The sequence below is a fragment of the Enterobacter cloacae complex sp. S2 genome, from assembly GCF_015159675.1.
In the GTDB taxonomy this organism is placed as follows: Bacteria; Pseudomonadota; Gammaproteobacteria; order Enterobacterales; family Enterobacteriaceae; genus Enterobacter; species Enterobacter intestinihominis.
The window spans coordinates 78219-103911 of the sequence record NZ_JADDTS010000015.1; the positions used below are offsets into that span (position 1 = coordinate 78219).

The 25693-nt window shown below is 55.8% G+C and carries 23 protein-coding genes; 5 read left to right on the plus strand and 18 right to left on the minus strand.

The window, feature by feature from the left end; translation table 11 throughout:
- Positions 1-33: 33 nt before the first annotated feature.
- From IPZ49_RS08090 to IPZ49_RS08115, 6 genes are all read right to left on the minus strand, one after another.
- Entirely contained in the window at positions 34-939 is a 906-nt protein-coding gene (locus IPZ49_RS08090; RefSeq protein ID WP_063147042.1) for an EamA family transporter, read from the minus strand.
- Between the two features lie 147 nt (positions 940-1086).
- Positions 1087-2466 carry a carbohydrate porin gene (locus IPZ49_RS08095; RefSeq protein ID WP_022646562.1) on the minus strand — a complete coding sequence of 460 codons (1380 nt, stop codon included), beginning with the start codon at positions 2464-2466 and terminating at the stop codon, positions 1087-1089.
- A 138-nt stretch (positions 2467-2604) separates the two neighbouring features.
- Positions 2605-2907, minus strand: a complete 303-nt coding sequence (locus IPZ49_RS08100) for a PTS lactose/cellobiose transporter subunit IIA (RefSeq protein ID WP_014168006.1) — start codon at positions 2905-2907, stop codon at positions 2605-2607.
- Between the two features lie 5 nt (positions 2908-2912).
- A complete protein-coding gene (locus IPZ49_RS08105) occupies positions 2913-4289 on the minus strand; it encodes a glycoside hydrolase family 1 protein (protein ID WP_046621859.1) in 1377 nt (458 codons plus the stop codon).
- Between the two features lie 17 nt (positions 4290-4306).
- Complete coding sequence (locus IPZ49_RS08110) at positions 4307-5632, minus strand: PTS sugar transporter subunit IIC (RefSeq protein WP_063147044.1); 1326 nt, start codon at positions 5630-5632, stop codon at positions 4307-4309.
- 11 nt (positions 5633-5643) lie between these two features.
- Complete coding sequence (locus tag IPZ49_RS08115; RefSeq protein ID WP_003861034.1) at positions 5644-5958, minus strand: PTS sugar transporter subunit IIB; 315 nt, start codon at positions 5956-5958, stop codon at positions 5644-5646.
- 293 nt (positions 5959-6251) lie between these two features.
- On the opposite strand from IPZ49_RS08115, the gene IPZ49_RS08120 reads away from it, so the two are divergent.
- Positions 6252-7202: a LacI family DNA-binding transcriptional regulator gene (locus IPZ49_RS08120; protein WP_022646566.1), complete on the plus strand. Its 951-nt coding sequence runs from the start codon at positions 6252-6254 to the stop codon at positions 7200-7202.
- A 50-nt stretch (positions 7203-7252) separates the two neighbouring features.
- Here IPZ49_RS08120 and IPZ49_RS08125 read toward each other — a convergent pair whose 3' ends face one another.
- The 5 genes from IPZ49_RS08125 to IPZ49_RS08145 form a co-directional block, all read right to left on the minus strand.
- Positions 7253-7549, minus strand: coding sequence for a YicS family protein (locus IPZ49_RS08125; RefSeq protein ID WP_003861030.1), 297 nt, complete (start codon positions 7547-7549; stop codon positions 7253-7255).
- Between the two features lie 120 nt (positions 7550-7669).
- On the minus strand, positions 7670-9034 hold the full coding sequence (locus IPZ49_RS08130) for an efflux transporter outer membrane subunit (RefSeq protein ID WP_063147045.1): 1365 nt from the start codon (positions 9032-9034) through the stop codon (positions 7670-7672).
- A complete protein-coding gene (locus IPZ49_RS08135) occupies positions 9034-12144 on the minus strand; it encodes an efflux RND transporter permease subunit (protein ID WP_063147046.1) in 3111 nt (1036 codons plus the stop codon). The genes IPZ49_RS08130 and IPZ49_RS08135 overlap by 1 nt, the downstream gene beginning before the upstream one ends.
- A complete protein-coding gene (locus IPZ49_RS08140) occupies positions 12144-13265 on the minus strand; it encodes an efflux RND transporter periplasmic adaptor subunit (protein ID WP_063147047.1) in 1122 nt (373 codons plus the stop codon). The genes IPZ49_RS08135 and IPZ49_RS08140 overlap by 1 nt, the downstream gene beginning before the upstream one ends.
- A 147-nt stretch (positions 13266-13412) precedes the next feature.
- A complete protein-coding gene (locus IPZ49_RS08145) occupies positions 13413-13982 on the minus strand; it encodes a TetR/AcrR family transcriptional regulator (RefSeq protein WP_022646570.1) in 570 nt (189 codons plus the stop codon).
- Positions 13983-14167: 185 nt separating this feature from the next.
- Between IPZ49_RS08145 and IPZ49_RS08150 the strand changes: the two genes are divergently transcribed.
- Complete coding sequence (locus tag IPZ49_RS08150; RefSeq protein WP_022646571.1) at positions 14168-14587, plus strand: GNAT family N-acetyltransferase; 420 nt, start codon at positions 14168-14170, stop codon at positions 14585-14587.
- Here the strand turns inward: IPZ49_RS08150 and IPZ49_RS08155 are convergent.
- The gene (locus IPZ49_RS08155; RefSeq protein WP_048966521.1) at positions 14584-15231 is read right to left on the minus strand and encodes a TetR/AcrR family transcriptional regulator; all 648 of its coding nucleotides are present in this window, start codon (positions 15229-15231) and stop codon (positions 14584-14586) included. The genes IPZ49_RS08150 and IPZ49_RS08155 overlap by 4 nt on opposite strands.
- A 78-nt stretch (positions 15232-15309) precedes the next feature.
- Between IPZ49_RS08155 and IPZ49_RS08160 the strand changes: the two genes are divergently transcribed.
- The gene (locus IPZ49_RS08160) at positions 15310-16809 is read left to right on the plus strand and encodes an MDR family MFS transporter (protein WP_045621000.1); all 1500 of its coding nucleotides are present in this window, start codon (positions 15310-15312) and stop codon (positions 16807-16809) included.
- Between the two features lie 229 nt (positions 16810-17038).
- The gene (gene nlpA / locus IPZ49_RS08165) at positions 17039-17839 is read left to right on the plus strand and encodes a lipoprotein NlpA (protein WP_063147048.1); all 801 of its coding nucleotides are present in this window, start codon (positions 17039-17041) and stop codon (positions 17837-17839) included.
- An 18-nt stretch (positions 17840-17857) separates the two neighbouring features.
- On the opposite strand, the gene IPZ49_RS08170 is transcribed toward nlpA, so the two are convergent.
- A complete protein-coding gene (locus IPZ49_RS08170; protein ID WP_022646575.1) occupies positions 17858-18538 on the minus strand; it encodes an EAL domain-containing protein in 681 nt (226 codons plus the stop codon).
- 76 nt (positions 18539-18614) lie between these two features.
- Complete coding sequence (locus tag IPZ49_RS08175; protein ID WP_015570093.1) at positions 18615-19235, minus strand: LuxR C-terminal-related transcriptional regulator; 621 nt, start codon at positions 19233-19235, stop codon at positions 18615-18617.
- A 569-nt stretch (positions 19236-19804) separates the two neighbouring features.
- Between IPZ49_RS08175 and IPZ49_RS08180 the strand changes: the two genes are divergently transcribed.
- A complete protein-coding gene (locus IPZ49_RS08180; protein WP_032622107.1) occupies positions 19805-20440 on the plus strand; it encodes a LuxR C-terminal-related transcriptional regulator in 636 nt (211 codons plus the stop codon).
- 6 nt (positions 20441-20446) lie between these two features.
- Here the strand turns inward: IPZ49_RS08180 and IPZ49_RS08185 are convergent, their stop codons facing one another.
- The 4 genes from IPZ49_RS08185 to IPZ49_RS08200 are packed head-to-tail and all read right to left on the minus strand — an operon-like array spanning position 20447 to position 25364.
- On the minus strand, positions 20447-21511 hold the full coding sequence (locus IPZ49_RS08185) for a fimbrial protein (protein ID WP_063147049.1): 1065 nt from the start codon (positions 21509-21511) through the stop codon (positions 20447-20449).
- A gap of 15 nt (positions 21512-21526) precedes the next feature.
- Positions 21527-24019 (minus strand): fimbria/pilus outer membrane usher protein, encoded by a 2493-nt coding sequence (locus tag IPZ49_RS08190; protein ID WP_058677111.1) that lies wholly within the window; start codon positions 24017-24019, stop codon positions 21527-21529.
- A gap of 15 nt (positions 24020-24034) precedes the next feature.
- Complete coding sequence (locus IPZ49_RS08195) at positions 24035-24727, minus strand: molecular chaperone (RefSeq protein WP_063147050.1); 693 nt, start codon at positions 24725-24727, stop codon at positions 24035-24037.
- Between the two features lie 52 nt (positions 24728-24779).
- The gene (locus IPZ49_RS08200) at positions 24780-25364 is read right to left on the minus strand and encodes a fimbrial protein (protein ID WP_022646579.1); all 585 of its coding nucleotides are present in this window, start codon (positions 25362-25364) and stop codon (positions 24780-24782) included.
- Positions 25365-25693: the final 329 nt, after the last annotated feature.

Sequence of the window (25693 nt, forward strand, 5' to 3'; positions counted from 1 at the left end):
TTGGGGAGAGGGCCGGGGTGAGGGGACATTCGCTTACGCCGATGCCTTAACCCTTCTACGTGAATCCATCGAAATCAGCACCACCGACGACACAATCAGCAGCGTTCCCAGCCAGTCCGGCAGGGTGAATGCCACCCCCAGCAAAACCACCGACAGCAGCGCGCTGCTCAGGGGTTCGGCGCAGCTCAAAATGCTTGCCTTCGGCCCGCCGATCATCTGCGCGCCCTTCAGATACAGGCTGAACGTCAGCGCGGTGCCAATCACCACCAGGTAGAAAAACGCCAGCAGCAGGCCGCCGTCAATGGCGAAGGTGGTGCCGCGTCCGGCGTAGAACGGCGTCAGCATTAGTCCCGCAATCAACATACTCCAGCCGACAATCGGCAGCGTGCCGTAGCGGGCGATAAGCATTGATGGATAGGTGGTGTAAAACGCCGCGGCAAACGCCGAGGCGATACCGAAGAACAGTGCGGCAGGCGAGATGGAGAGCGACGTCGGATCGCCGTGGGTCACCAGCAGGAAGGTACCCACAAGCGATGTCAAAATCGCCGACAGGACAAATATGCCGGGACGCGTTTTCCGCGCCAGGGCGAACCACGCCACGATGATGGTTGGCGACAGGAACTGAAGCACGGTGGCCGTAGCGGCGTTGGATTTTTCAATCGTCAGCAGGAAGGTGAGCTGCACGGTGAGCGCGCCAACCAGTGAGAAAAACAGCAGACTGAGGGCGTCCTTGCGGTTTTTGATGACCGAGAAAATCTTGTCGCCGTGAACGAAGGAGAGCGTCAGCAGGATCACGCCGGTAAACAGCAGGCGAACCATGGTCAGGTAAGGTGAAGAAATGTGGCTTTTCTCCATGATGTACTGCGCGCAAACCCCGGAACTGCCCCATAAAACGGAGGCGATCAGGACGTTGAGCATCCCTTTGCGTGTGGAACCCATGTTCTCCCCTGTTATGTTGTCGTTAATTGGCCAACAGCATAGCATGGTTGTGTGCGGCCTGATGCCCTCACCCCGGCCCTCTCCCACGGGGAGAGGGGGAAAACCGTAGGCCGGGTAAGCGTAGCGCCACCCGGCATGTTGTTGACCTTAGAACCACGCCTCCCACATCGCGCCGACGTTGAAGTCGTCCAGCGTCTCATCTTTGGTGTTGTTCACGCGCGCGGTGCGTTCGTTGTCCACTTTGCCGCCGGTCACGTAGAAGCGCAGCATCGGACGGAACTCCGGCCCCATGGCGATAGACATGTTCTGCGACAGGGTCAGCTTCCAGCCCTTGTTGTCGCCGCCGTTGTCGTAATCTACGTGCTGCCAGCCCGCTTCCAGCCAGGTGGAGTGAACGTCGTTCCACCAGTGCATCGGGCGCACGATGGCGTTGTAGTTCTTACGGTTGTCGGTGTCATCACGGCTGTTGTCATAGTCGTGGAAGGCGAGGATGTACTCCACCTGCGTGGCCTGGGTGAATTTATACAGCCCTTCGAAGCTGGCGTAGACCGTGGTCAGATCTTCGGTTTTGTTGAACACGCTGTTGTCCGAATTATCGGAGTAGCGGGCGATCACCTTGTTCACACCGCTGTCGTTGGTGTGGCTCAGCACCACGCCGCCCTGCCAGGCGTTCAGACGCTCGTCGCTCTCAACGGCTTTGGAGTCAAAACCGTAGTTGGCGTACAGCTCCAGGTCGATCGGGCCGAGCTTCATGCCGTGGATTTTTGAGGTGGCAGCGTAGTTGCCCTTGTCACCCGTGCCGGAACCGCCGGTACAGGTGATGCGCGACGGGTTGGCTTCATCTTCCATCACTTCCGGGCTACAAGATTCCACCGCCGCCACGGCAGCCACGTCGAACTGCACGCCGCCGATGTCGAAGTTCTTCACCCCGGCGCCCTGGCCATCGTGGTTCATCCAGAAGTAATCGTTGATGCCCTGCTGCGGACGCTGGTGGAAGTCACGACCGGCCCAGAAGTAGGCGTTCGGGTTGGAGGCCATAATGTTGGTCACCCCGGCGTAAGCTTTTTTGAGGTTAACTTCGTCGCCCCAGTGGTCGATCATCACGTTGATGTCCCAGATGGCGCCGTTATCACCCTTGAAGGCCTTGGAGAGCTGGAATTCCCCGCCGTTGCCTTCGTTACCCAGACGACCAATCGCGGACGCGCCGTTGTAGGAGCCGTCCACCGCCACATACTTCTGGTCAGCGGCCTGGAAGTGCGCGCCGTAGCGGGCGTAGCCGGTAAATTTGATGCCAAACGGAATCGCCATGTCCGGGGATTGCGCTGCGCTCTGCGGCTCGGTGATGACGTCCGCTTTTTTCGCGACCGCCGCATCCATTTTCGCCTGACGCTCGGCCAGGGCTTTATCCACCGCTTTCGCCACAATGGCGTCAATTTGCTCCTGCGTAAATTCTTGCGCGAGCACGGAAATTGGACAAAGCGCGGCGATAACCGCCATGGTTAATGGAAGTTTTTTAATCGTATTCATGGTTATCTCAATATAGTTTAATTTTATTCAGACAATAACCATCCCGCTCCGATCTGACAGAATATGTCGCTATCATCAGAACAAGTGGATTTCTAGTTTTAGGTACAGAGGTATTACATTAAATTATTTCGCCATAGACTATCTCTGATATAAATGAATAATCTCTTCAGATAATTCACGCGCTAATAGCGAATTCATTAAATGATCCTGCGCGTGCACCATAATTAAGGTCATCGGCTGGCGGGCTTCGCCCGCGTCCTGCTCGATCAGTTTGGTCTGCATCTTGTGTGCCTGGCGCGCGTAGCCATCGGCTTCACGCAGCAGGCTTTTGGCTTCGTCAAGGTTGCCCTGGCGCGCCGCATGCAGCGCTTCGAAGCACAGGCTGCGGGACTGACCGGCGTTGACGATAATTTCCATTACGGCTTCTTCTAATGCGATCATCATTTTTACTCTTTATCAAAGCAATTATTTAAGGCGGTAGCGGCAAACCACTCTCCGCTTTTTTTAATGGTGCGCTGCTGCGTCTCCAAATCGAGCTGAATAAAACCGTAGCGGTTTTTGTAGGCATTGCACCACGACCAGTTATCAATAAACGTCCACATATGGTAGCCCAGACAATTGCAGCCTTCGCTAATACCTTTATGCAGCCACGCTAAATGCTCAGAAATAAATTCGATGCGGTACCGATCGTTTATCTGGCCGTTTTCAATAAAGCGCTGCTCGTTTTCGACACCCATCCCGTTTTCAGAAATAAAACAGCGGGGGTTACCGTAATTGTCGCGCAGGTTAACCAGAATATCGTAAATACCCGGCTCGTAGATTTCCCAGCCGCGGTACGGGTTCATCTTACGGCCCGGCATCTCGTAGCTATCAAAGAACCACTCCGGCATAAACGGCGCCTGCGGGTTCACCGCGCTGTCGCGACACTTCACGCGGCGCGGTTGATAGTAGTTAACGCCGAGCAGGTCGATTTTCCCTTCCGCAATCAGGAAACCGTCTTCCGGCTTGCAGGCGGGTAGCTGATCGTAAGATTTCAGCAATGCCACCAGGTCGGCCGGATACTCCCCGCGCAGCACCGGGTCGAGGAAGCTGCGGTTAAACATCAGATCCGCGATATGCGCCGCCTTCACGTCCGCCGGGTTCTGCGAACGCGGGTATGACGGCGTCAGGTTCAGCACGATGCCGATCTCCCCCGCGTAATGCCCGGCGCGGTAAGCCTGAACGGCCTTCGCATGGGCCAGCACCGTGTGATACGCCACGGTCGCCGCCCGACGAAAATCCACCACGTTCGGGTAATGGAAATCGTACAGATAACCGCCTTCCACCGGCACGATCGGCTCGTTGAAGGTAAACCAGTGCAGCACGCGGTCGCCAAACAGCTCGAAGCAGATCTGCGCATAGCGGGCGTAGGCGTCCACTACGTCACGGTTTTCCCAGCCGCCTATCTCCTGCATCGCCATCGGCATGTCGAAATGGAACAGGGTGATAAACGGCGTGATGCCCTGTTCATTCAGCTCATCAATGACCTGATTATAAAAATCGACCGCGTCCGGGTTCACTTCACCGATACCTTCGGGGATCAGGCGCGCCCAGCTAATCGAGGTGCGAAAGCTGTTGTGGTTCAGCTGCTTCAACAGCTGAATGTCCGTTTTCCAGTGCTGATAAAACGTGGAGGTGTGCTGCGGTCCCACGCCGTTGTGAAAACGGTTCGGCTCGCGGGCAAACCAGTAGTCCCACGTGGTTTCACCCTCTCGTGTCCCTTCCGTCTGGAGAGCGGAGCTTGCGCTGCCCCACCAGAAGTTATCGGGAAATGCGTATTTCATGACCCTTCCTCTTTGACTTAATTGCTAACTGTTTCAGCGGAGCCGACGGTTGCCTGGGCTTTCTGCTCTTCATTTTTGATGAGCGTACGCTCATAGGCGCGCAGGAACGGCAGGTACATCAGCGCCGACATCACCATGCAGACCAGGCACATCACCACCGGGCTCAGCGCCCAGTTCGCCGCCCACGAGGCGCCAATCGGCGCGGGCGTGGTCCACGGGGTTAACGAAACCACCTGGGCCAGCCAGCCGAGTTTGGTTGCGCCGTACGCCAGGCAGGCATTGACCAGCGGAACAAACACGAACGGGATAAACAGCATCGGGTTCATGATGATCGGCGCGCCGAACAGAATCGGTTCGTTGATGTTAAAGAAGCTTGGCACAACGCCCATTTTGCCGATGGTGCGCAGGTGAGTGGCGCGGCTGCGCAGCAGCAGGAACGCCAGCGGCAGGGTCGAGCCTACGCCGCCAATCAGCAGGTAGTGATCCCAGAAACCTTGCAGATAAACGTGCGGCAGCGCCGCGCCCGCCGCCAGCGCCGCCTGGTTTGCAGAGAGGTTCGCCATCCAGAACGGGTTCATGATGCCGGTGACAATCAGCGACCCGTGGATACCGGCAAACCAGAAGATCTGGCACAGCAGAACGGAGAGCAGAATCGCTGGCAGCGAGTCAGACGCGGACACCAGCGGCTCCAGCAGGTGCATAATCGCCTGCGGGATGATCATCCCGGTCTGCGCTTCAATGAACAGGTTCAGCGGATGTAGGGTACCAATCACCACCATCACCGGGATCAGGATCTCAAACGAACGCGCCACGCCGGTCGGCACCTCTTTCGGCAGGCGGATGGTGACGTTGTTCTGCTTCAGCCACGCGTACACACGGGTGGAGTAGATCGCGGTGATAAGCGCAGTGAAGATGCCCTGACCCGACAGATACTGCGTCGAAATTTTGCCGTCGGCATACGGCGCGGCGACCAGCAGGAAGGCCATAAAGGCCAGCAGACCGGACATCACCGGATCGAGGTTAAACTGACGCCCCAGGCTCGCCCCAATCCCCACCGAGATGAAGAAGGTCATCACGCCCATGCTGAGGTTAAAGGGCAGCATCAGCTGTTCGCGGTAGGTCTCGGAGAAATCCAGCCAGCCGCGGGCGAAGCTGTTGGTGGTATTCGCCGAAAACGGCGGGAAGATAAACACCAGCATAAACGAGCCGATGATCATAAACGGCAGCGCGGCGGTAAAGCCGTCGCGGATGGCAATCACATACTTTTGCTGACCGAGCTTCGCGGCCAGCGGCGTAATTGACTGTTCAATCACCGCGACCATGGATTGATATAACGAACTCATGTGAACACCTTTTAGTGTGCCGCTTCGATGAGCGACAGAGCATAGTCCAGTACTTTATCGCCACGCTGCATGCCGTAATCCATCATGTCGATGGGCTGCACCGGTATGCCTTGCGTCGCTGCCTTGTCTGAGAGCGTCTTTAACATGTATTTCACTTGCGGTCCGAGAAGCACCACCTGATAGTGCGGAAACTGCGTATCAAATTCGGATACGCCATACGCATCTATCTTCACGGGCAAGCCCCGTTCTTTTGCAACATCGATCATTTTGCTGACCAGCAGGCTGGTGGACATCCCGGCAGAGCAGCACAGCATAATCTTGAACATCGACGACCATCCTCAAAATGTAAAAAGTTATTGCGATGATGATTGGACATTATACGGAAACCGGTTTCCATTCATAAAAGACAGAAGTGTGACAACCATCAATATCCACTACTTATGACGCTAATTAACCGGATGTGGGTCACATAATTTGGCTGTTTTGACATCAAATTGAGTGGAAACGGAAAATCGGTTTCCATGGAAAACGGAAACGGATATACTCCGTTCTGGCTATAATGTGAGCCGTAGCGGTGATGGAAATTACAGACGCCAGTTGCGTCTGACAGGGGAGAGAGATGTCTACAATCAACGATGTATCGCGTCTGGCCGGGGTGTCCAAAGCCACGGTATCACGGGTGTTGAGCGGGTCGCGTGGCGTTAAAGAAGCCAGCCGACAGGCTGTTCTGAGAGCGGTGGATGAGCTGAACTATCGTCCGAACGTGATCGCCCAGTCGCTGCTCAGCCAGTCGACGGGCTGCATTGGGGTGATTTGCGCGCAGGAGAACATTAACCAGACCACCGGTTACCTGTACGCGCTGGAAAAACACCTCAGCCAGCATCAAAAACATCTGCTGCTGCGTTTCGCACACACGAAAACAGAAGTGATGAACGCCCTTGAAGAACTCTCCTGCGGCTTATGTGATGACATTCTGGTGATTGGCGCGCGTTTCCCGCTAGACGTGGACATGGACAACGTCATTCTGGTCGACTGTATGGAAGCCGATAACGCCAACAGCATTCAGTTCGATCACGCGTTCGCGGCTGAAACGGCCTGCAACTATCTCACCAGCCAGGGGCGTCGCCAGATAGCACTGATCCACCCGCACGGCAGCGGCTTTGCCGATCAGGTGCTGCTGGGTTACAAACATGCGCTGGAGAAAAACTTCCTGCCCTTTAATCGCAACCTCGTGTTTATGGACGCGACTTCATCGTCCGTTGCGCTTCAGGAATTACTCAACAACGCGTCCACGCTGAACTTCAACGCGCTGCTGGTGGCAGACGAGCAGGAAGCCCAGCGGGTGATCCCGCAGTTACAGGCGTTTAATAAATCGGTACCGGAAGACATCATGGTCTTCAGCCTCGGCGGTTCGCTGCATCTCCCGGGTATTCCGGTGATCCCGGCCATTGAGTATTCCATGGACGCCATGGCGGCGCGCATCGTGAGCTGGCTGACGGCGAAAACGCAGATGCTCGGGTCCTACGTTCTGCGTGGGGATTTGATTATTCCGGATGTGCGGAAGCGTTAAACATGTGATGTAGGCCGGGTAAGGCGCAGCCGCCACCCGGCGCTCAACCCTCAGTAATCTTCCATACAATCCACCTGACTTACTGCATCCCAGTAGGCGTCCAGGTTGTCACGCTTCACGGCGGTGATGGCATTTTTGATCAGCAGCTGATTGGCCTCAGACGACAAAATCATCGCCTGCCAGGCCTTATCGCTCTGCTTTTTCTGCGGGGTACAGGTTTTCTTCACATCTTTCAGGACCTGCTGTTTTATCTGGGCCTCTTTCTCCGGAGCGCTCTTCTCCTGCGCGTGAACAAACGCAGCGAAAATCAGGCAAACGAGCAGGCAAACCAGGTGTGCAGATTTCATTGAGACCTCCGGTAAAGTCACAGGCTTTCCCTGAAATGTATAGTTACATTCAGGCAGGCGATTCCAGCCGAAAGTATGAATTTACTTTTCACCTGGTATGAGAATCGCCCTCTCAGGCCGTTACTGAACCCCTCCACCCAGCGATTGCCACAGCGTGATGCGGTTTTCCAGGTCGGTTTGCTGCAAGGCAATCAGTGATTCCTGTGCTGACCACAGCGATCGCTGCGCGGTGAGCACCGTCAGATAATCGCCCGCGCCAGCCTTGTAACTGCGCGTCGCCACATCCAGCGTTTTTTGCTCCGCCGCCACGTATTCACGCTGGGCATCAAGCTGTTCGCTCAACGTTTCGCGCCGCGCCAGCGCGTCGGCCACGTCCTTGAACGCGCTCTGGATGGTTTTCTCATAGGTCGCAATTAACCCTTTTTTCTCCGCTTCCGCATAGCGCAGCTGCGCCATATTGTTGCCCCCGCTAAACAGCGGCAGGGTGATGGACGGCGCGAACGACCAGACCTTCATCCCGTGGCTGAACAGGGACGACAGCGAATCGCTGCCGACGCCCGCGCTGGCGGTCAGTGAAATGGTCGGGAAGAAGTTGGCGCGTGCCGCGCCGATGTTGGCGTTAGCGCTCAGCAGGTTATGTTCCGCCTCCTGAATGTCCGGACGACGCAGCAGCGCGCTGGAGCTGACGCCCGCCGGGATCAGCGTGATGGCGTTGTCGCTCAGGCTCTCCAGCGTGCCGGGCAGCAGGTTCTCGGGCACCGTATCGCCCGCCAGCAGGTTAAGGGCGTTTTTGTCCTGCATCACCAGCGTCTGGTAGCTCGCCACGCTGGCGCGCGCCTGCTGGTAAACCGCCATCGCTTCACTGACGTCCGTGGCCGCTGCCACACCTACTTCCTGCTGACGTTTGACGATTTTGAGCGAGTTCGCGGCGCTCTCCAGGGTGGATTTCGCCAGCGCCAGATTGCTGTTATCCGCCGCCAGCGTCACCCAGGCCGTGGTCAGCTCGCTGACCATCGTCAGGCGCGTGTTCTGCGCGGTGAACTCGCTGGCAAGCCAGGTTTCACGCGCGGCGCGCGACAGGCTCTGGTTGCGGCCAAACAGATCCAGTTCGAAGCTGGAGACCGTGCCGTTGGCTTCGTCGCTCGTCGCGACGCCGCTCGTCAGCGTACGGCTGCGGGTATGACTCAGTTCCGCGTCCACCGTCGGGAACAGGGACGAGCGCGTTTCGCCATACTGGGCACGGGCGGCGTCGATATCCGCAATCGCTTTTTGCACGTCGCGGTTGCTGTTGAGCGCCATCGTCACCACGCTTTTCAGCCGCGCATCATTCATCACCTGCTGCCACTGGCTCACCACGGCGCTGGCTTCGCCGTGCGCGCCGTGCAGTGTGGCCGGAACGGGCGCGTCCGGGCGCTGATACGTGGGATCTAATGACACACAGCCTGCGCTCAGCAGTGCTAACGCTAAAACAGTTACACGAAACATTATGACCTCCGGTTTGCGTGCTTACCGGAGAACAGACGTTTCACCAGTACAAAGAATAAAGGAACGAAGAAGATCGCCAGCAGCGTCGCGGCCAGCGTCCCGCCGATAATGCCGGTGCCGATCGCCACGCGGCTGTTGGCCCCCGCGCCGGTGGCAATCGCCAGCGGCGTCACGCCTGCGATAAACGCCAGCGAGGTCATGATGATCGGACGCAGACGCGTCTGGGCGGCCCGCAGGGCGGCGCGCGTCAGGGAGTAGCCTTCGGCCACTTTGGCTTCGGCAAACTCGACAATCAGAATGGCGTTCTTCGACGACAGACCGATGGTGGTCAGCAGCGCCACCTGGAAATAGACATCGTTGCTCAGGCCGCGCAGGGAGGCGGCAATGGCCGCGCCCAGCACCCCAAGCGGGATCACGAGGATCACCGAAATGGGCACCGACCAGCTCTCATACAGTGCCGCCAGGCACAGGAACACCACGAGGATGGAGAGGGCATAAAGGCTCATCGCCTGACCGCTCGCCAGTTTTTCCTGCAACGACAAACCGCTCCACGCCCAGGTGCTGCCGGACGGCAGGTTATTCGCCAGCTGCTCCATTTTGCTCATCGCCGTACCGGAGCTGGCGCCGCTGGCGTTCTCGCCCTGAATTTCATACGCCGCCGAGCCGTTGTAGCGCACCAGGCTTTCCGGGCCATACTCCCAGCGGGTGGTGGCGAAGGCGGAGAATGGGGTCATAGTGCTGTCGCTGCCGCGCACATACCATTTGTTGAGATCCGACGGTACCGCGCGATAGTCGCTGTCGCCCTGGATGTAGACCTTTTTCACGCGGCCACGGTCAATGAAGTCGTTCACGTAGGTGCCGCCCCAGGCGCTGGACAGGGTGTCGGTGACGTCGCTCAGGGAGAGCCCCAGCGACACGGCTTTGTTGTTATCGATATCCACCTGAAGCTGCGGCATCTGCGGCAGATCGTTGGCGCGCACGGCGTGCAGCGAGCTGTCCTGATTCGCTTCGCCAATCAGCTGGTTACGCAGTTTCAGCAGCGCGTCGCGGTCGGTGCCACCGCTCGCCATCAGCTCAAAGGTAAAGCCGTTGCTCTGGCCCAGACCGTCCACTGCCGGCGGTGTCATCGCAAAGATGGTGGCATCGCGGATGGCGCTCAGATCCTGCGTGGCGCGCAGGGCAATGGCCTGCGCGGTGTTTTCCTCGCCTTTACGCTCTGACCAGTTTTTCAGGGAGACGAACGCCATCCCGGCGTTCTGGCCGCTGCCGCTGAAGCTGAAACCTTCAACGGTAAAGATCACGTCGGTATTGGCTTTCTCTTTGGTGAGGAACCACTCGCGTACCTGGCGGCTTACCTCTGCGGTACGCACCGCGGTTGCGCCGGCAGGGAGGGTGTACTGCACCATGATTTCACCCTGGTCTTCGGTTGGCAGGAAGCTGCCCGGCAGTTTCAGCATGGCGAACCCCATCGCGCCGCAGAGCAGGGCGAAGATCACCAGCATGCCGCCGGAACGGCGCAGGGCGCGCAGAACCTTATTCTGATAGCCGTGCTCGGTCTTACTGTAGAAGCGGTTAAACGCGCCGAAGAAGCCCTTTTTGTGCGGAGCGGTGTGATTCAGGATCGAGCCGCACAGCGCGGGCGTCAGGGTCAGCGCCACCACCACGGAGAGGAACATCGCCGAAATAATGGTGACCGAGAACTGACGGTAAATGACCCCGGTAGAGCCGCCGAAGAAGGCCATCGGCAGGAATACCGCAGAGAGCACCAGCGCAATGGCGATCAGCGCGCCGGAAATTTCGCCCATCGATTTTTCGGTCGCTTCCCGGGCGGGCAGCCCTTCGTCGCGCATAATACGCTCGACGTTTTCCACCACCACGATGGCGTCATCCACCAAAAGTCCTATCGCCAGCACCATGGCAAACAGCGTCAGGGTGTTGATGGAGTAACCGAACAGCGCCAGCACACCGAAGGTGCCCAGCAGAACCACCGGCACCGCCAGCGCCGGGATCAGCGTTGCGCGGATGTTTTGCAGAAACAGGTACATCACCACCACCACGAGGATAATGGCTTCGAACAGGGTCTGAATCACGTCCTCAACGGAGATCTTGATGAACTCGGTGCTGTCTTTCGGGTAGGCCACGTCGTAGCCTTCCGGCATCGACTTTTTGAACTCGGCGATCTTGTCTTTTACCGCCGTGGCGGTGTTAAGCGCGTTGGCGCCCGGCGAGAGCATCACCGCCATACCCGCCGCCGGGTGGCCGTTCAGCTTCGCGGTGGCGGTGTAATCTTCGCTGCCCATCTCCACGCGCGCGACGTCGCTGATGCGCACCACCGCACCGTTGGACTGGCTCTTGACGATGATTTTTTTGAACTCATCGACCGTTTGCAGACGCGACTGAGCGCGAACGGTGGCGGTCAGCTGTTGGGCGTTCGACGAGGGCAGCGCGCCGATTTTACCGGCGGAGACCTGCACGTTCTGCGCTTCAATCGCGCTCTGCACGTCGGAGGGCATCAGCGAGTACGACGCCAGCTTAGCCGGGTCGAGCCAGATGCGCATCGCGTATTCTGCACCGAACACCTGCAGGCTGCCGACGCCATCCACGCGCGCCAGCGGATCCTGCATATTACTCACCAGCCAGTCGGCGATATCCGAGCTGCTGGCGGTGTCGGTTTTATCATATACGCCCATGATCAGCAGGAAGTTGCTCTGGGATTTTTCGACGGTGATCCCGGACTGCTGCACCTCGGTCGGCAGGCGTGATTCCGCCTGCTGGACTTTGTTCTGCACCTGTACCTGAGCGGTGTCCGGATCGGTTCCCTGTTCAAACGTGACGTTGATGCTCACCGAACCGTCCGAGCTGCTGGTGGAGGTGAAGTAGAGCAGGTTATCCAGCCCGGTGAGCTGCTGCTCGATCACCTGCGTCACGCTGTTCTCCAGCGTTTGTGCGGAGGCGCCAGTGTAGGTGGCGGATATTTTGATCGACGGCGGGGCAACGTCCGGGTACTGCGCAACGGGCAGCGTGCGGATCGCCAGTATCCCGGCGAGCATGATGAGAATGGCGATAACCCAGGCAAAGACCGGGCGACGCACGAAGAAACGGGAAAACATCAGGCGTTTCCTCCGTTGGTTTTCATCTCTTCAGCTTTCACTTCCTGCCCGGCGGTGACTTTGTCGGTGCCTTCCACAATCAGCTTATCGCCCGCCTTCAGGCCATTCAGCACCAGCCATTTATCGCCGTAGGTGTCGCCCGTCTCCAGCTGACGCTGCTCGACCTTGTTGCTGGCGTTCACCACCAGCGCGGTGGCGGTACCTTTGGCGTCGCGGGTGATGCCCTGCTGCGGCGCGAGGATCGCGTCATTCATGATGCCTTCATCCACTCGGGCGCGGACGAACATGCCCGGCAGAAGCTGATGCTGCGGGTTCGGGAAGACGGCGCGCAGGGTGACTGAGCCGGTAGACTCATCCACCGCCACTTCGGTTAACGCCAGATGGCCTTTTTCGCTGTAGCTGCTGCCGTCTTCGAGGATCAACGACACGTTCAGCGTATCGTTGTTGCTGGCGAGGGTTTGCTTGCGTAATCGCAGCAGATCGGCGCTGGAACGGGTTAAATCGACGTACATACTGTCCAGCCCGCGAATAGTGGCCAGCGCGGTATCCTGCTGGGCGGTCACCAGCGCGCCGGGGGTCACAGAGGAGATGCCGATACGTCCGGCAATCGGCGCGGTGACGGTGGTCCAGTTGAGGTTAATGCGGGCACTTTCCAGCGCGGCTTTCTTTGACTCGACGCTGGCCTTGTCCTGCGCGCAGGTGGACTTCGCGTCTTCCGCATCCTGACGTGATACGCCGTCGTCCTTCACCAGCTGCGCATAGCGTCGGGCTTTCTGGCAGTCGGCCTGCACCAGCGCCTGCGCCTGTTTCAGTGCGGCGGCAGCTTCATTATAAGCGGCGCGGTAGCTGGAAGGATCGATCTGATACAGCGCCTGCCCGGCCTTGACCGTATCGCCTTCGGTGAAGAGCCGTTTCTGAATAATGCCGCCCACCTGAGGGCGCACTTCGGCGCTCATCGCGGCGGCGGTGCGGCCGGTCAGCTCGCTGACCACGGACACCGGCTGGCTCATGAGTGTGACAATCCCCACTTCCGGAAGAGGACGCTGGGGAGCAGATGTTTGCGCATTATCGCACCCTGTCAGGAGGAGTAATGCTGCGATGGAGGTTGTTATGGTTTTCATAATCTTTTTCCAGGGTGAACGAAGCCTGCCCTGTTAATCGCTTAACAGGGAGGAGGGCTAATTAAAAGCACAGCGATCCCGCATCTCTGGCAGAGCCAGAAATGAAAAAAGGGAAATTACTTATTTCCGCTAATTATTCACATGCGATTACTTCGCAGAGAAAAGCATATTTAAAATATTCTGGTATATGGGCTCTAATTGTTCTGACGGTACTTTTAAAGGCGTGAGTCGACGGTAAATCGTGCCTTCGATCATCACGGCGGTAATCTCCACGCAGCAGCGAATATGCTCATCGCTCAGGTGGGGGAACTGCTTTTTCAGGTGCTCACAGGCGTTGGCGAACATGCGGGCTTCGGCTTCGATCAGCATGTTTGCCACCAGCGGATTGCGTGTGGCCTCTGCGGACATTTCGAGCATTAGCGCGTCATCATCTTCGTTCAGCGTCTGGCGCCAGGCAAGCGCCTGCGGCATCCCTTCAACCAGGGTTTTGCCCTGCATCTCCTCAATACGTGAGTCGATAATGCGGCGGATCATCTCTTCAATGATCGCGTCTTTGTTACTGAAATAGCGATAGATTTGTCCGACGCTGAGCCTGGCTTCGCTGGCGATCTGCGACATGCTGGCAGCGTGAAATCCACTGGCGCGAAAGCAGCGACGCGCGGCGGTGATGATTTCGTCCTGCCGTAGTTTTTGTCGTTCTTCCAGCTTTGTGCTCATCGTCGGCTACCGTAAAAAGTGAGAATGATCATTCTCATTATACGTTTTCGGAGCCTATTGGAAAGGTTTTTTTTATTTACATATTGAATGAATATTTCCTTGTTTAAACAATGGAGGAAATAAGGAGTTTTTATGAAGGTTAAGCTGTGAGATATTCAGATTGCGCTGAAAATAAGGAGAGATTTATGCACCTGAGCATTACAGATAAAGTCACGGCTGAAGAAAAAGAAGAATTATTAACGGGGCTAAGAGCCTATAATGCGCAGTATTTAGATCTGGCGACGTTTAGTGGCGATATTGGCGTATATGTGCGGGACGACAACGGCGTCATGCTGGGCGGGTTAATCGGCGTACGTAAAGGCGACTGGCTGAATATCGACTTTCTGTGGGTCAGCGACAGGGTGAGGGGAACGGGCGTCGGCAGCCAGCTGATCAAAACGGCTGAAGAGGAGGCCCGTCGTAAAGGGTGTCGTCACGCGCTGGTGGATACGGTCAGCTTCCAGGCGCGTCCGTTCTATGAAAAACAGGGTTATCAGGTGCAGATGTCCTTACAGGATTACCCTTATCAGGGAATGCAGAGACACTATCTGACCAGGGATCTTTAACCACCGATCCCGTTGCCGATCACGGCTAACACGTGGCGCACAACGATCTCCGGCGAGAGGGCATTAAGCCTCTCGTCATTGCGCATGCGAGAGAACGGCACCAGCACCAGGCTCAGCAGCGTCGTGAACAGCAGTTCGGGGGCCAGCGCCGGATTCAGCTTTCCTTCCTGCTGCCAGCCTTTGATGGTTGCCAGCGTGGTGTGATATTTCTCATCGCCAAAGCGCTCCTGCAAATGCGTACGCAGTACCGGCATCTCGCCGATCACCTCCTGCATCCACAGCGGGGCAAACCAGCGATACTTTTCCGCCAGTTCGGCCAGCACCCTGACCATTTCCGTCAGGGCATCCACCGGCGAATCCCGGTTGTCGGCGAAAATCGCCCCGATCCGCTCACGTAACGGCAGGAAGCGCTCCTCAATCATCGCATCCAGCAACTGTTCTCTGGAGTTGAAGTAGTAGTGCAGCATGGCGGGCGTCACGCCGGCTTCGCGGGCAATAGCGTTCAACGACGTATTGGCGATCCCCTGGCGGGAAAAGAGATTCAGGGCGATATCCAGCAGCTGTTCACGGCTGGCGGTAACGCGCTTGCCGCCGCGTGGCCGACCGGGGCGGCGGGGTTCAGAATTGTCCTTTTGTGCTGACATGGTCACCGTATCTCTTGATCTTATTCATCACTTCCACAAATATTAATTATACGATTAATTAATTTCAAGTGATGTCTTATGGAGTCCGACGTAATGACTCAACCTGCGAAAAAGGCGCCGTCGATTAAGCTGCTGTTCAGCGCGCTCCTGCTGGTGATGCTGCTCTCGGCGCTGGATCAGACCATTGTCTCCACCGCGCTGCCGACCATCGTCGGTGAGCTGGGCGGGCTGGATAAGCTCTCCTGGGTGGTGACAGCCTATATCCTCAGTTCGACCATCGTGGTGCCGCTGTATGGCAAATTCGGCGATCTGTTTGGCCGTAAAATCGTCCTGCAAATCGCAATAGTGCTTTTCCTGGTGGGCTCTGCGCTGTGTGGCCTGGCGCAGAACATGACCCAGCTGGTGCTGATGCGCGCCCTGCAAGGGCTGGGGGGCGGCGGCCTGATGGTGATCAGCATGGCCGCCGTGGCGGACGTGATCCCGCCTGCCGATCGGGGTCGCTATCAGGGGCTGTTTGGCGGCGTGTTTGGCCTGGCGACGGTGATAGGCCCGCTGATCGGCGGGTTTATCGTTCAGCATGCATCCTGGCGCTGGATTTTCTACATCAACCTGCCGCTGGGGCTGTTTGCGCTGCTGGTGATTGGGGCGGTTTTCCACGGTAGCGCGCGGCGCAGCAAGCATGAGATTGATTACCTGGGAGCGATTTACCTCAGCATGGCGCTGCTGTGCATCATTCTGTTTACCACCGAGGGCGGTACGATCCGCCAATGGAACGACCCGCAGCTGTGGTGCATTCTGGCCTTCGGCCTGACGGGGATCGCCGGGTTTATTTACGAAGAGCGGCTGGCGTGGGAGCCGATTATCCCGCTGTCGCTCTTCCGCGACCGCAGCTTCCTGCTCTGTAGCCTGATTGGCTTTATCATCGGCATGTCCCTGTTTGGCTCGGTAACGTTCCTGCCGCTCTATTTACAGGTGGTGAAAGACGCCACGCCAACGCAGGCCGGCTTGCAGCTGATCCCCCTGATGGGCGGGCTGTTGCTCACCTCCATCATCAGCGGGCGCATCATCAGCCGCACCGGGAAATACCGTCTGTTCCCGATCCTCGGCACGCTGCTCGGCGTGGTGGGGATGGTGTTACTGACGCGCATTTCAATCACCTCCCCAACCTGGCAGCTGTACCTGTTTACCGGCGTGCTGGGCATGGGGCTGGGACTGGTGATGCAGGTGCTGGTGCTGGCGGTGCAGAACAGCGTGTCAGCCGATCAATACGGCGTAGCGACCTCTGGGGTGACGCTGTTCCGTTCCATTGGCGGGGCGATTGGCGTTGCGCTGTTTGGCGCGGTGTTCACCCATATTCTGCAATCAGGGCTGATCGACAGGCTGCCGGAAGGGGCGGAACTGCCGCGCGAACTTAATCCCGTTGCCATTCACCATCTGCCTGATGCCCTGCGTCTGGACTATCTGGATGCGTTCGGCTCGGCTATCCATGCGGTGTTTATGCTGGCGGCGGGGATTATGGTGCTGGCGTTTGTGCTGTCGTGGTTTTTGCGCGAAGCGCCGCTGCGTCGGCAGGCGTGAGGTTAGCGGTTCTGCTTGCGCCTGGACTACCGTAGCCTGATGCCCATCGCCCGGTGGCGCTACGCTTACCGGGCCTACACGTCTACCGTCACGTAGGCCGGGTAAGCGCAGCGCCACCCGGCACCAGGCCGCATATAACCTATCCGTATTACTGATTCCTTTTCGTTTTTTAGCCTGCCGTCTCGTTGTCGATATAGTCTTCAAAACGTCTATCAAAAGGAACTGTCTCGTGAAACTTCGATTGGGTGCGCTTCTCCTGACTGGCCTGCTGCTCGCGGGCTGTGATCAGGGCGGCAATGATGCCAAACACATTAAAGTCGGCGTGATTAATGGCGCTGAGCAGGACGTGGCGGAAGTCGCCAAAAAGGTGGCAAAAGAGAAATACGGTCTGGATGTTGAGCTGGTGGGCTTTAGCGGCTCGCTGCTACCCAACGATGCCACCAACCAGGGCGAACTGGACGCCAACGTCTTCCAGCATCGCCCGTTCCTTGCACAAGATAACAAGGCGCACAACTACACGCTGGTCGCCGTGGCCAATACCTTCGTCTTCCCGATGGCGGGTTACTCCCGAAAGATTAAATCGGTGTCTGAACTGAAGGATGGCGCAACCATTGCGATTCCAAACGATCCCACCAACCTCGGCCGCGCGCTGTTGCTGCTGCAAAAAGAGAAGCTGATTACCCTTAAACCAGATGTGGGCCTGCTGCCGACGGCGCTGGATATTACCGCGAATCCCAAAAACGTACAGATTATGGAGCTGGAAGGGGCGCAGCTGCCGCGCGTGCTGGACGATCCGAAAGTGGATGTGGCCATCATCAGTACCACCTATCTTCAGCAAACGGGGCTGTCTCCGGTACATGACAGCGTCTTTATTGAGGACAAAAACTCGCCTTACGTGAATATAGTGGTCACGCGTGAAGACAACAAAGACGCCGAAAACGTGAAGGAATTTATCCAGTCCTATCAGTCGCCGGAAGTGGCGAAAGCGGCAGAGACCCTTTTTAACGGCGGTGCGGTGCCGGGCTGGTAGGCCACGGTAAGCTGGCCCTCACAGCGTTACGCGGGCATCGGTGCGGCTTTCGGGCCACAGAAAACCCTGGCCAGACTGTGCGCCAGACGTGCGGGCGCGCGCCAGATCCCGCGAATTCTCGATGCCTTCGATAAGAATTGATTGCGCGATACCTGCCCTGACCTCCTGCACAAACGGGGCAAGCGGCGCGCGCTCGCGCAGCGCTGAACGGTCAATTTTTACCCCATCCAGCGGCAGCGCAAGCCGCGCGAACGCCTCAGCCAACTCCCGGGTTAAATCGTCCAGCCAGATTTGCCATCCCGCCTCTTTTAACCGAACAAGCGTGGCATGAAGACGATGTTGCTCAGCCTTACTCAGCCGTGTGATGGTGAGAGGATCCTGAATTTCAATCGTTAACCGCTGCTGATGGCGTAACGCCAGCAACAACCGGATAGCGCGTTCGTCGAGAAGGTGCTCTGCCGGAAGGTTTAGCCAGTAAGCGTCCCGGGCGGGTATCTGTAACAGGGTGTTGGCCTGCCAGAAGAAGATTTGCAGCGCGCTGCGCGAAGGCAGAGAAGCAAACAATATCTCCAGATTGACGTTATGGATCTCCACGAGAACTTCATGCGCGAACATCTGGCCCGAATGAAGATCGACAAGCGGCTGGAATCGCAGCCCTGAGATACGTTGCAACAGGGGAGAGGGAAGAACGGTATACATGGAACAGCCTTCAGGAAATGAAAAAAAGGTTCCCGCGGACACGGGAACAAAAGGCAAACGACACACGGTCAAATTCTTAATTCAGGATCCAGCGAATGCTCTGGTAAAACGAGGGGCCACGCACGGCCTTAAGCTTGTTCATGGCGTTGTTTTTATAAAAGTAAACCAGCCTGACGTTACACCCCAGCTGACGGGCGATTTGCTTGGTTTTGAGATTACAGGAATAGCCGCGCAATACGCTGGCCTCCTCGCTGGACAGCCTCGCCGGGGTGCGTAAGCGGGTAGTCATGCCTACGTTGTAACGACCAGACTCTTGCGGCGTCTGGCTCATCAGTATTTGCCACAGCGCTTTGATATCCCCCAGGGAGACTCTTTTGCTGATTACCCCATCAACATGTTTGAATTTCAAATAGCCAGCGGATAACGAATAGATATAGATCTTCGCCGTCACTTGTTTCTGTTTAATACAGAGAATGTCGTCATTCGTCGTCACCCGGAAATGACGCGTATTCAACGGATCATAAATGATGATATCAAAGAGTTGTTCACTCATAGCAAGTTCTTCGATATGGGTAAACCCATGGAAAATAACGTCGTGTTTTTCATCAGGCTCACGCTTTCCGAGCGATTGCAGGCCAATCATCGTGAATTCGCAGCTGTCAACAACGGCAACGTGAATTGTTTTTTTATTTTGCATTGGCATTCTCCTTTCGCTGAGTAAACAGTCCATATAAGAGAAAATGGCGGTTCGCACTCTCTTATTAAAAGAATGGCGAGCACTTTTTAAATAACGCGATGCGATGGCATCAATGTAAGCCAATACAAACCGTCGAGTAAAGCTGATGCCAATTATTAGAGGAAGATAAAATTGAAAAATGGTTTTAATGGTATATGCAATTGTTTTAATCTTCTAATAATATTCATGCCAGATTTTTATTCTGTGAATGGGCGGTTAATAAGCATCAGAAGGTTGATTGATGGGGTTTATCCACCGTTTTTTCAGTGGCTTACTGCTATTCCTGAAAGAAAAATTGTGATCGCGGTAGGGTTATCGACAAAGCTTTATCTGCAAGAGGAAACGGCGTGCAGAATAAAATAGAATTTTTTCTATAAATTTAATGCCCTTGTTCAGATTTTTAAGTCTGAGAAGGATAAAATCCTGGCGCGAAGAGGTTGTGAGTGGTGAGTACATAAACTATTATCATTTCCCTCCGGTCACGAGAATTTAGAAAAGACATGAATAATACTGAACGTATCGTAAGGGTAATGGTGTTTTACAAAATAAATATATTTAAAGAGATAATATTCCGGGCGCTCCATGATCTTTTACCCGATTACGTACTGAACATTACTCAGGTCGATTCCACTGAACAGGCGCTGGCGGCGGTCGCGGATAATAACGTGGATGTTTTCTTCACTGAATTTAATTATCTGCTTAATCATAAAGAGTGGAGTGCGGAGGTCAGCAGCCGTTTTACATCTTTATGTAAAACCCATCACGTCAGGCGTGTTCTGTTGGTGCCCGAGCTGCCTTACGGGCTGTTAAAAAAAGTTCTGGAGATGAAATTTGAATTAACCATCAGTCAGCAGGATGAATTGACTGAACTGAAAAAGGAATTACCCGCGTTGCTCATGGCGGACGGGCAAACACCGTCGATCTCTTCGTGGCTCAGGCGGGTAATGCGGTCCGGTTCCCGGGCGCGCTCCATCCTCTCGGCCAGAGAGTGGGAGGTGCTCCATCTTATCGTGGAAGGATTTTCAACGACGGAGATTGCCCGTCATCGAAACCGTTCGGTCAGTACCATTGCGACGCAGAAGCACAATGCGATGAAAAAGCTGAATCTTTCCAACCACAGCGAACTGATTAAGTATGTGCAAGCGGTTGGAAAGATGGAGAAATAGCTCACATCAGGGATAGATAATATTCAGCGTAGCCGATGTATTGATCTTACCCTGGCTCACCTGGGCGGGCGCCCACACGTAATAGTACGCCGCCATCGGAAGGGTGAAATGTTCGTCCAGCGCCGCGCCAGCCGCCACGCTGAAAATCATCGTGGCGTTGCCACGGCTGGTGGTTGAGGTAGAGAAGGTCACCGGCGTTTGCGGGGCGTCACGTTTTATCAGGCGTAGCCCCACGCCCTGCGCCGCGCTACTGCTGCTGTCGATCAGCACCGAGCTGTCGGTTGAGAGCAGCTGCGTGCTGGACAGAAACATCTCAATTGCCCGATCGGAATTGCCGTTAACCCCGACGTTCTGACAGCTCATGTTCAGTGAAAAAGGCGTCAGCCCCGGCTGTGAGGATGCACTGAGCTGGGGAATGCCGAGCGTCGGCAGCGCTACGGTCAGCCCCGCATTATCAAAGGAACAGGTAGTCAGTTTTGGCACGTATTTGATGATCATCGGCTGACCAAACATATCGCGGTTGTCGTAAGGCCACTTGAACCCGCTGAATAACCACTGCGCTATCTTGATGACCTGATTGATTGGCCAGGTGATGATTTCCCAGAAGGATAGCCCACTCATGTCGCTGACGAACAGAACGTCGCTCATGTTCGCTGTATCCCCCGTCAGGGTGGTGCCGCTCTGGTTAACGAGGGTGAAGCGAACCGTAAACGGTGTGTTCAGCTCAGACGCCGTATGGCTACCGCTGGCAGTCAGGGTTTTATTGGCCGGGGGATTGGTGATCTCCGCCCGCACCATATACTTGTTATTGCTGAATCCGAGGATGGTCGCGTATTTGCTGTCGGTCGAGAGGATCGGCGTGTAAGAAAATTCACTGTTACCCGTCGTACAGTTGAATGAGCCGCTGTACTGGGTGCTGAAGCTGCCGGTCCATGTGGGCGTGGCCGGGCTCAGCTTATCCGATAAATCAATGGTAATCGGTGTGCCATAAACGATGCTGCTGCCGGAGCAGGTGGCATAGCTCATCCCACTAATGCTGGAGAGGAGCAGGAATATGAATGATCGTAACATTTTGATAATCCGTAATTAATGGCAAACCGATGAGGGGCTGTTCAACCCCCAGGCTGGGGCGGAGATTTCGCACTTCCCGCCCCGGAGATGCACGTTGAGCGCGCGTGGCGGCTGTTCAGCGCGGATATACAGTACGCTGGCCTGGCCGACATACCCGACAGATTCACCGTGTTCATCAAGCACTTCGGTACCAAAGGGCAGCGGTTTGCCGTCGGCACGCGTCGCATGAAGTACCCATGACTGGCGTTTGTCGGTTTCGAAGCGGATATAGCTCACCGCCCCGTCGTAAGGGGCCACGTTAGCCATGTTGCCGATCACCTCCGCGCCAGCGCTGTTTTCCGTTTGCGATAACGTAATGGCGTTTTTGCGATACGGGGTGGCGTAAGGCACCAGCGCCACGCCATCGCGGTTCGTCATAATGCTTTCATCGCCGTTCACCATCAGTCCCTCCGCTTTTGGCGCATCGACGATAGTCATGGTTGTGCCGGTTTCGTTTGAGGCGAGAACGTGCCACGGGTAGGCCACCAGGCTTCCCCGTCCGCTGAGCCCGGTCTGGCGGTAGTCGGAGGATTCGCTGTAAGAGCCACCGAGTGTCGCGAAGTTCGAACGGTACGCGGCGTTAACGCTTGCCGCATTTTTACCCCCCCGCGCATTACTGCCGGAGAGGGTGTAGCTCAGGCGGTTCGACGCCAGCGCGTTCCCGCTCATGCTGATATTGCTCTGCTCGTAATGCGAATCGCTGGCCGTCAGGCTGGAGGTGATCCAGGCATTATTATCAAACAGCGAGAACGGCAGGCTGAGGGAGAGGTAAAGGCGCGTCTCTTCTTCACTGTCCCTGTTCCGTACCCGGCTGGCCGACAGGGTATAGCTGGCGCGGCCGATGGCGTTGGAATAGCCCATCTGGTATTCGCGCGTGGTTTGCTGTGAGTTCCAGTAATCGCGCTGTGTGCCGGAGACAAATACCGTGCCCCAGTTATTGAGCAGGCGCTGATTAAGGTTAAGCGTAAAGGTATTCTTGGGCTGCGCCGCGCGCAGGGCATCCCAGGTGCTTAGCGACATGTCGGGCGCAACGCCAAACCGATCTTCATAGTCGTCGTACTGCGCTCTCAGGCGCTGATACCCTTCGCGCGAATAGAGCGCGTCGCTGAAGCTGTAATAGCCTTTAGTGGAATAGCGATAGGCCGCCAGGGTGAAGTTGGTGGCGGTGGTATCGATAAATTTGCTGTACGACACGCGATAACTCTGACCGCTGCTGGTGCGATCCTGTAGGGTGGTTTTGGCGTGGGTGACATCAAACGAGACCGCGCCAAACGGAAGGTTCCACCCGGTACCGACAAGCCCGGCCTGGTAGTTATCGCTAATAATCGTCCCGGTATACCCGGTGATGAGGTTATTAAATCCGTAGCGCAGCGTGGCCTGCATGAATGCGGGTTCGGCATCGAGCGTGTTCTGGTGCACTTTACCCGCCACCACGCTGTACTGACTCACCCCTTCTTTTAGCATCCCGGGCACGGCGGAAAACGGCACCGTGAAGGACTGCTGTGAACCGTCCGCTTCACGCACCACCACCAGCAAATCGCCCGCAGAGCCGGTAGGCTGAATGCTGTCGAGGGTAAACTGGCCCGGCGGTACGTTCTCCTGATAGATCACGTTGCCATTCTGGATAACTTTCACCAGGGCGTTCGTCCGTGCCACGCCGTGAACCACCGGTGAAAAACCCTGCTGTGAATTTGGGCGCATCTTCATGTCCGACGCCAGCGACACGCCGCGCACGCGCAGGGAATCAAACAGATCGCCAGGAATATAAAAGTCACCCAGCGTCAGGTTGGATTTCAGCGAGGCCAGGGGACGGCGCAGGTAGCGGGTATTATTCTGCCAGCTACTCTCTCCGCTGGCCGTTTTCCGCCAGGCGCTGCTGTCGCGAAACTGCCAGCCGAACAGGTTGGCGCCGGAATCCAGCCCGGCATAAAAATCATCATTTGTGTCTTTCGCAGCGCCTTTTGCGCGGGTGTTATACCAGGTCGTGTTCCACGAGAGCATCAGCGCCGGGATCCCCTCATCCCAAAACTGGGGGGCAATGTAACCTTCTTCAGTACGCAGCACGGCCGCCTGCGGAACGGTAAGCGCCAGACTCAGGGTGCTGGTATCGGTTTTGACTTCACCGCCCTGAACCAGATCGCGCAGCTGCACCTGCCCGTGCGCAATGGCGGGCGCAGGCACGGACGTGGTGTTGATGCCAAGCGACCGGGCATCTTTCCAGGCAAGGCGGATGTCGTCACGCTGCTCGCCGTAGATGACGGTATAACGTCCCTTCCAGCTGCCGTTTACGTAGATATCCATCTCCTGACTGCCGGCAGGCATGGCGTTGTTTTCGGAAAAGCGAGACAGATCGGACTCACCGGATGCGCCAGCAAGCAGGGAGGGATCAAACGAGACGGCCCCTGATTTATGCGAAAGCAGAAGCGTGCAGACTGCCAGCAGACAGAGTCTGTTTTGTTTCATTTTCATGGTGAGTCTTTCCGATCACTGACTGGTGAAAGTCCGGGTTTTATACGCGCCAAGATCGTCCACATACATCAGCTGGAAGGTCTGTCCGCGATTAACCGTATTTTTTGCGGCGACCGTCAGCTGCCCAAACGGGGAAACCATCGGGGACTCCTGGAGCAATTTCGTTTTACCCAGCGAAATATTGGCGACCGTAATATGGAACGGACTGTTATTTGTAATGCGAAAGCGATCGCCTTCGGCGGCGAGCGTCAGTTTCGCCACCGCGTCATCCAGCGTGCCTTTCAGCGCAGCGGGCCGGTAAAAAAGTTTGATACGGGATTTAATCGCCAGCTGAACGGTATTCTGATTTTGCAGATTTTCAGGTCTGGGCGGAATGTCGAGGACATTCAGGAAAAAGACGGATTCGCGATCCGCAGGCAAGCTGGACGGCAGCTTTTTAATACGAAGCTGTTGGCCATTATGTTCGTTAACTTTTATCACCGGCGGCGACAGCAGAAACGGCACATTGGCTGTTTCCGGCGTGGAATTAATATCACCGTCATCTATCCAGGATTGCACCAGAGCGGGCGCATCGCCCGTATTCATTAACTGGACGATCACCTCTTTGTTATTTTCAGGATAAAGGACACGGGTGCCATTAATGACAATATTGGCCCATGAGTGACCGGTGCTTAGCAGTAAGCCTGCCAGCAAAATTGCCTTGCGCATGATTGCAACCTTAAATACAGGCTCTGCGAAAACAGAGCCTGAATAATCATTATTACAGGTAGGAAATGGTATACGTTACGTTGGAGCTTAACTCGCCCACGGTGGCGGCAGCGGCGTTCGTTTTATAGTAATAAACATCCAGCGTCAGCGTCTCGGAATCTGGCGCGGTCGCTGTACCCATAATATCCGTAGTGTAAGGCTGGTTCAGGGTAATTGGCGTAGACGAACCTGGCTCCACTAACGCAAAACCGACATTACGTGCCACACTGGCATCGCTTTCGTTCACGCTGTTATTCAGCAGGTATTTACCGTCAGTGGAAATATTATCCGCGCTGGAGAAATACACTTTCAGCGGGGTACCGGTTGTTCCGGCTGCTGGTGAACAACCTGAGAACGTCAGCGCAATAGATTTTTTATTCTTAGTGATCAGGCCAACCGTGGTGCCTGCATCTTTTACCGAAATAGGGGAAAGCGCAACGGTAAAGTCCGCGCTTTTACCGCCGTTAATGGTACAGGTTGTATCGGTAATAGCGCCGGTAAAGTTAATGATACCACCCGCTGAATTGTCTGCGGCAACTGCGCTGGTAGAAGCAATAGCGGCGGCCAGCAGTGATACGGTCATGATCGATTTGAACATGATAAACTCCATGAAGATTTGTGTTATTTAAAATGAATGTTAATCGGCTACACATGTCCCTGATGTACCGGCTAGACGCATGGCGACTCGGGAGAATGCTTTGACGATATTATGTTGCACTAAAAAAGTACATAACAAAACATTATTCCAACAACTTCTAAAGTTTAAGATTATAATCTTGCGAGTTAGTTTTTTTTAATGTTTTAACCTAAATGAGTTAGTTCTAATATTTTTATTAATGATTTAATAATTGTTAATTAATGAAGCTTTATGAATTCATCTCTCAATTAATATCACGCGACTTGACCACACAAACTTTAGACTTATTA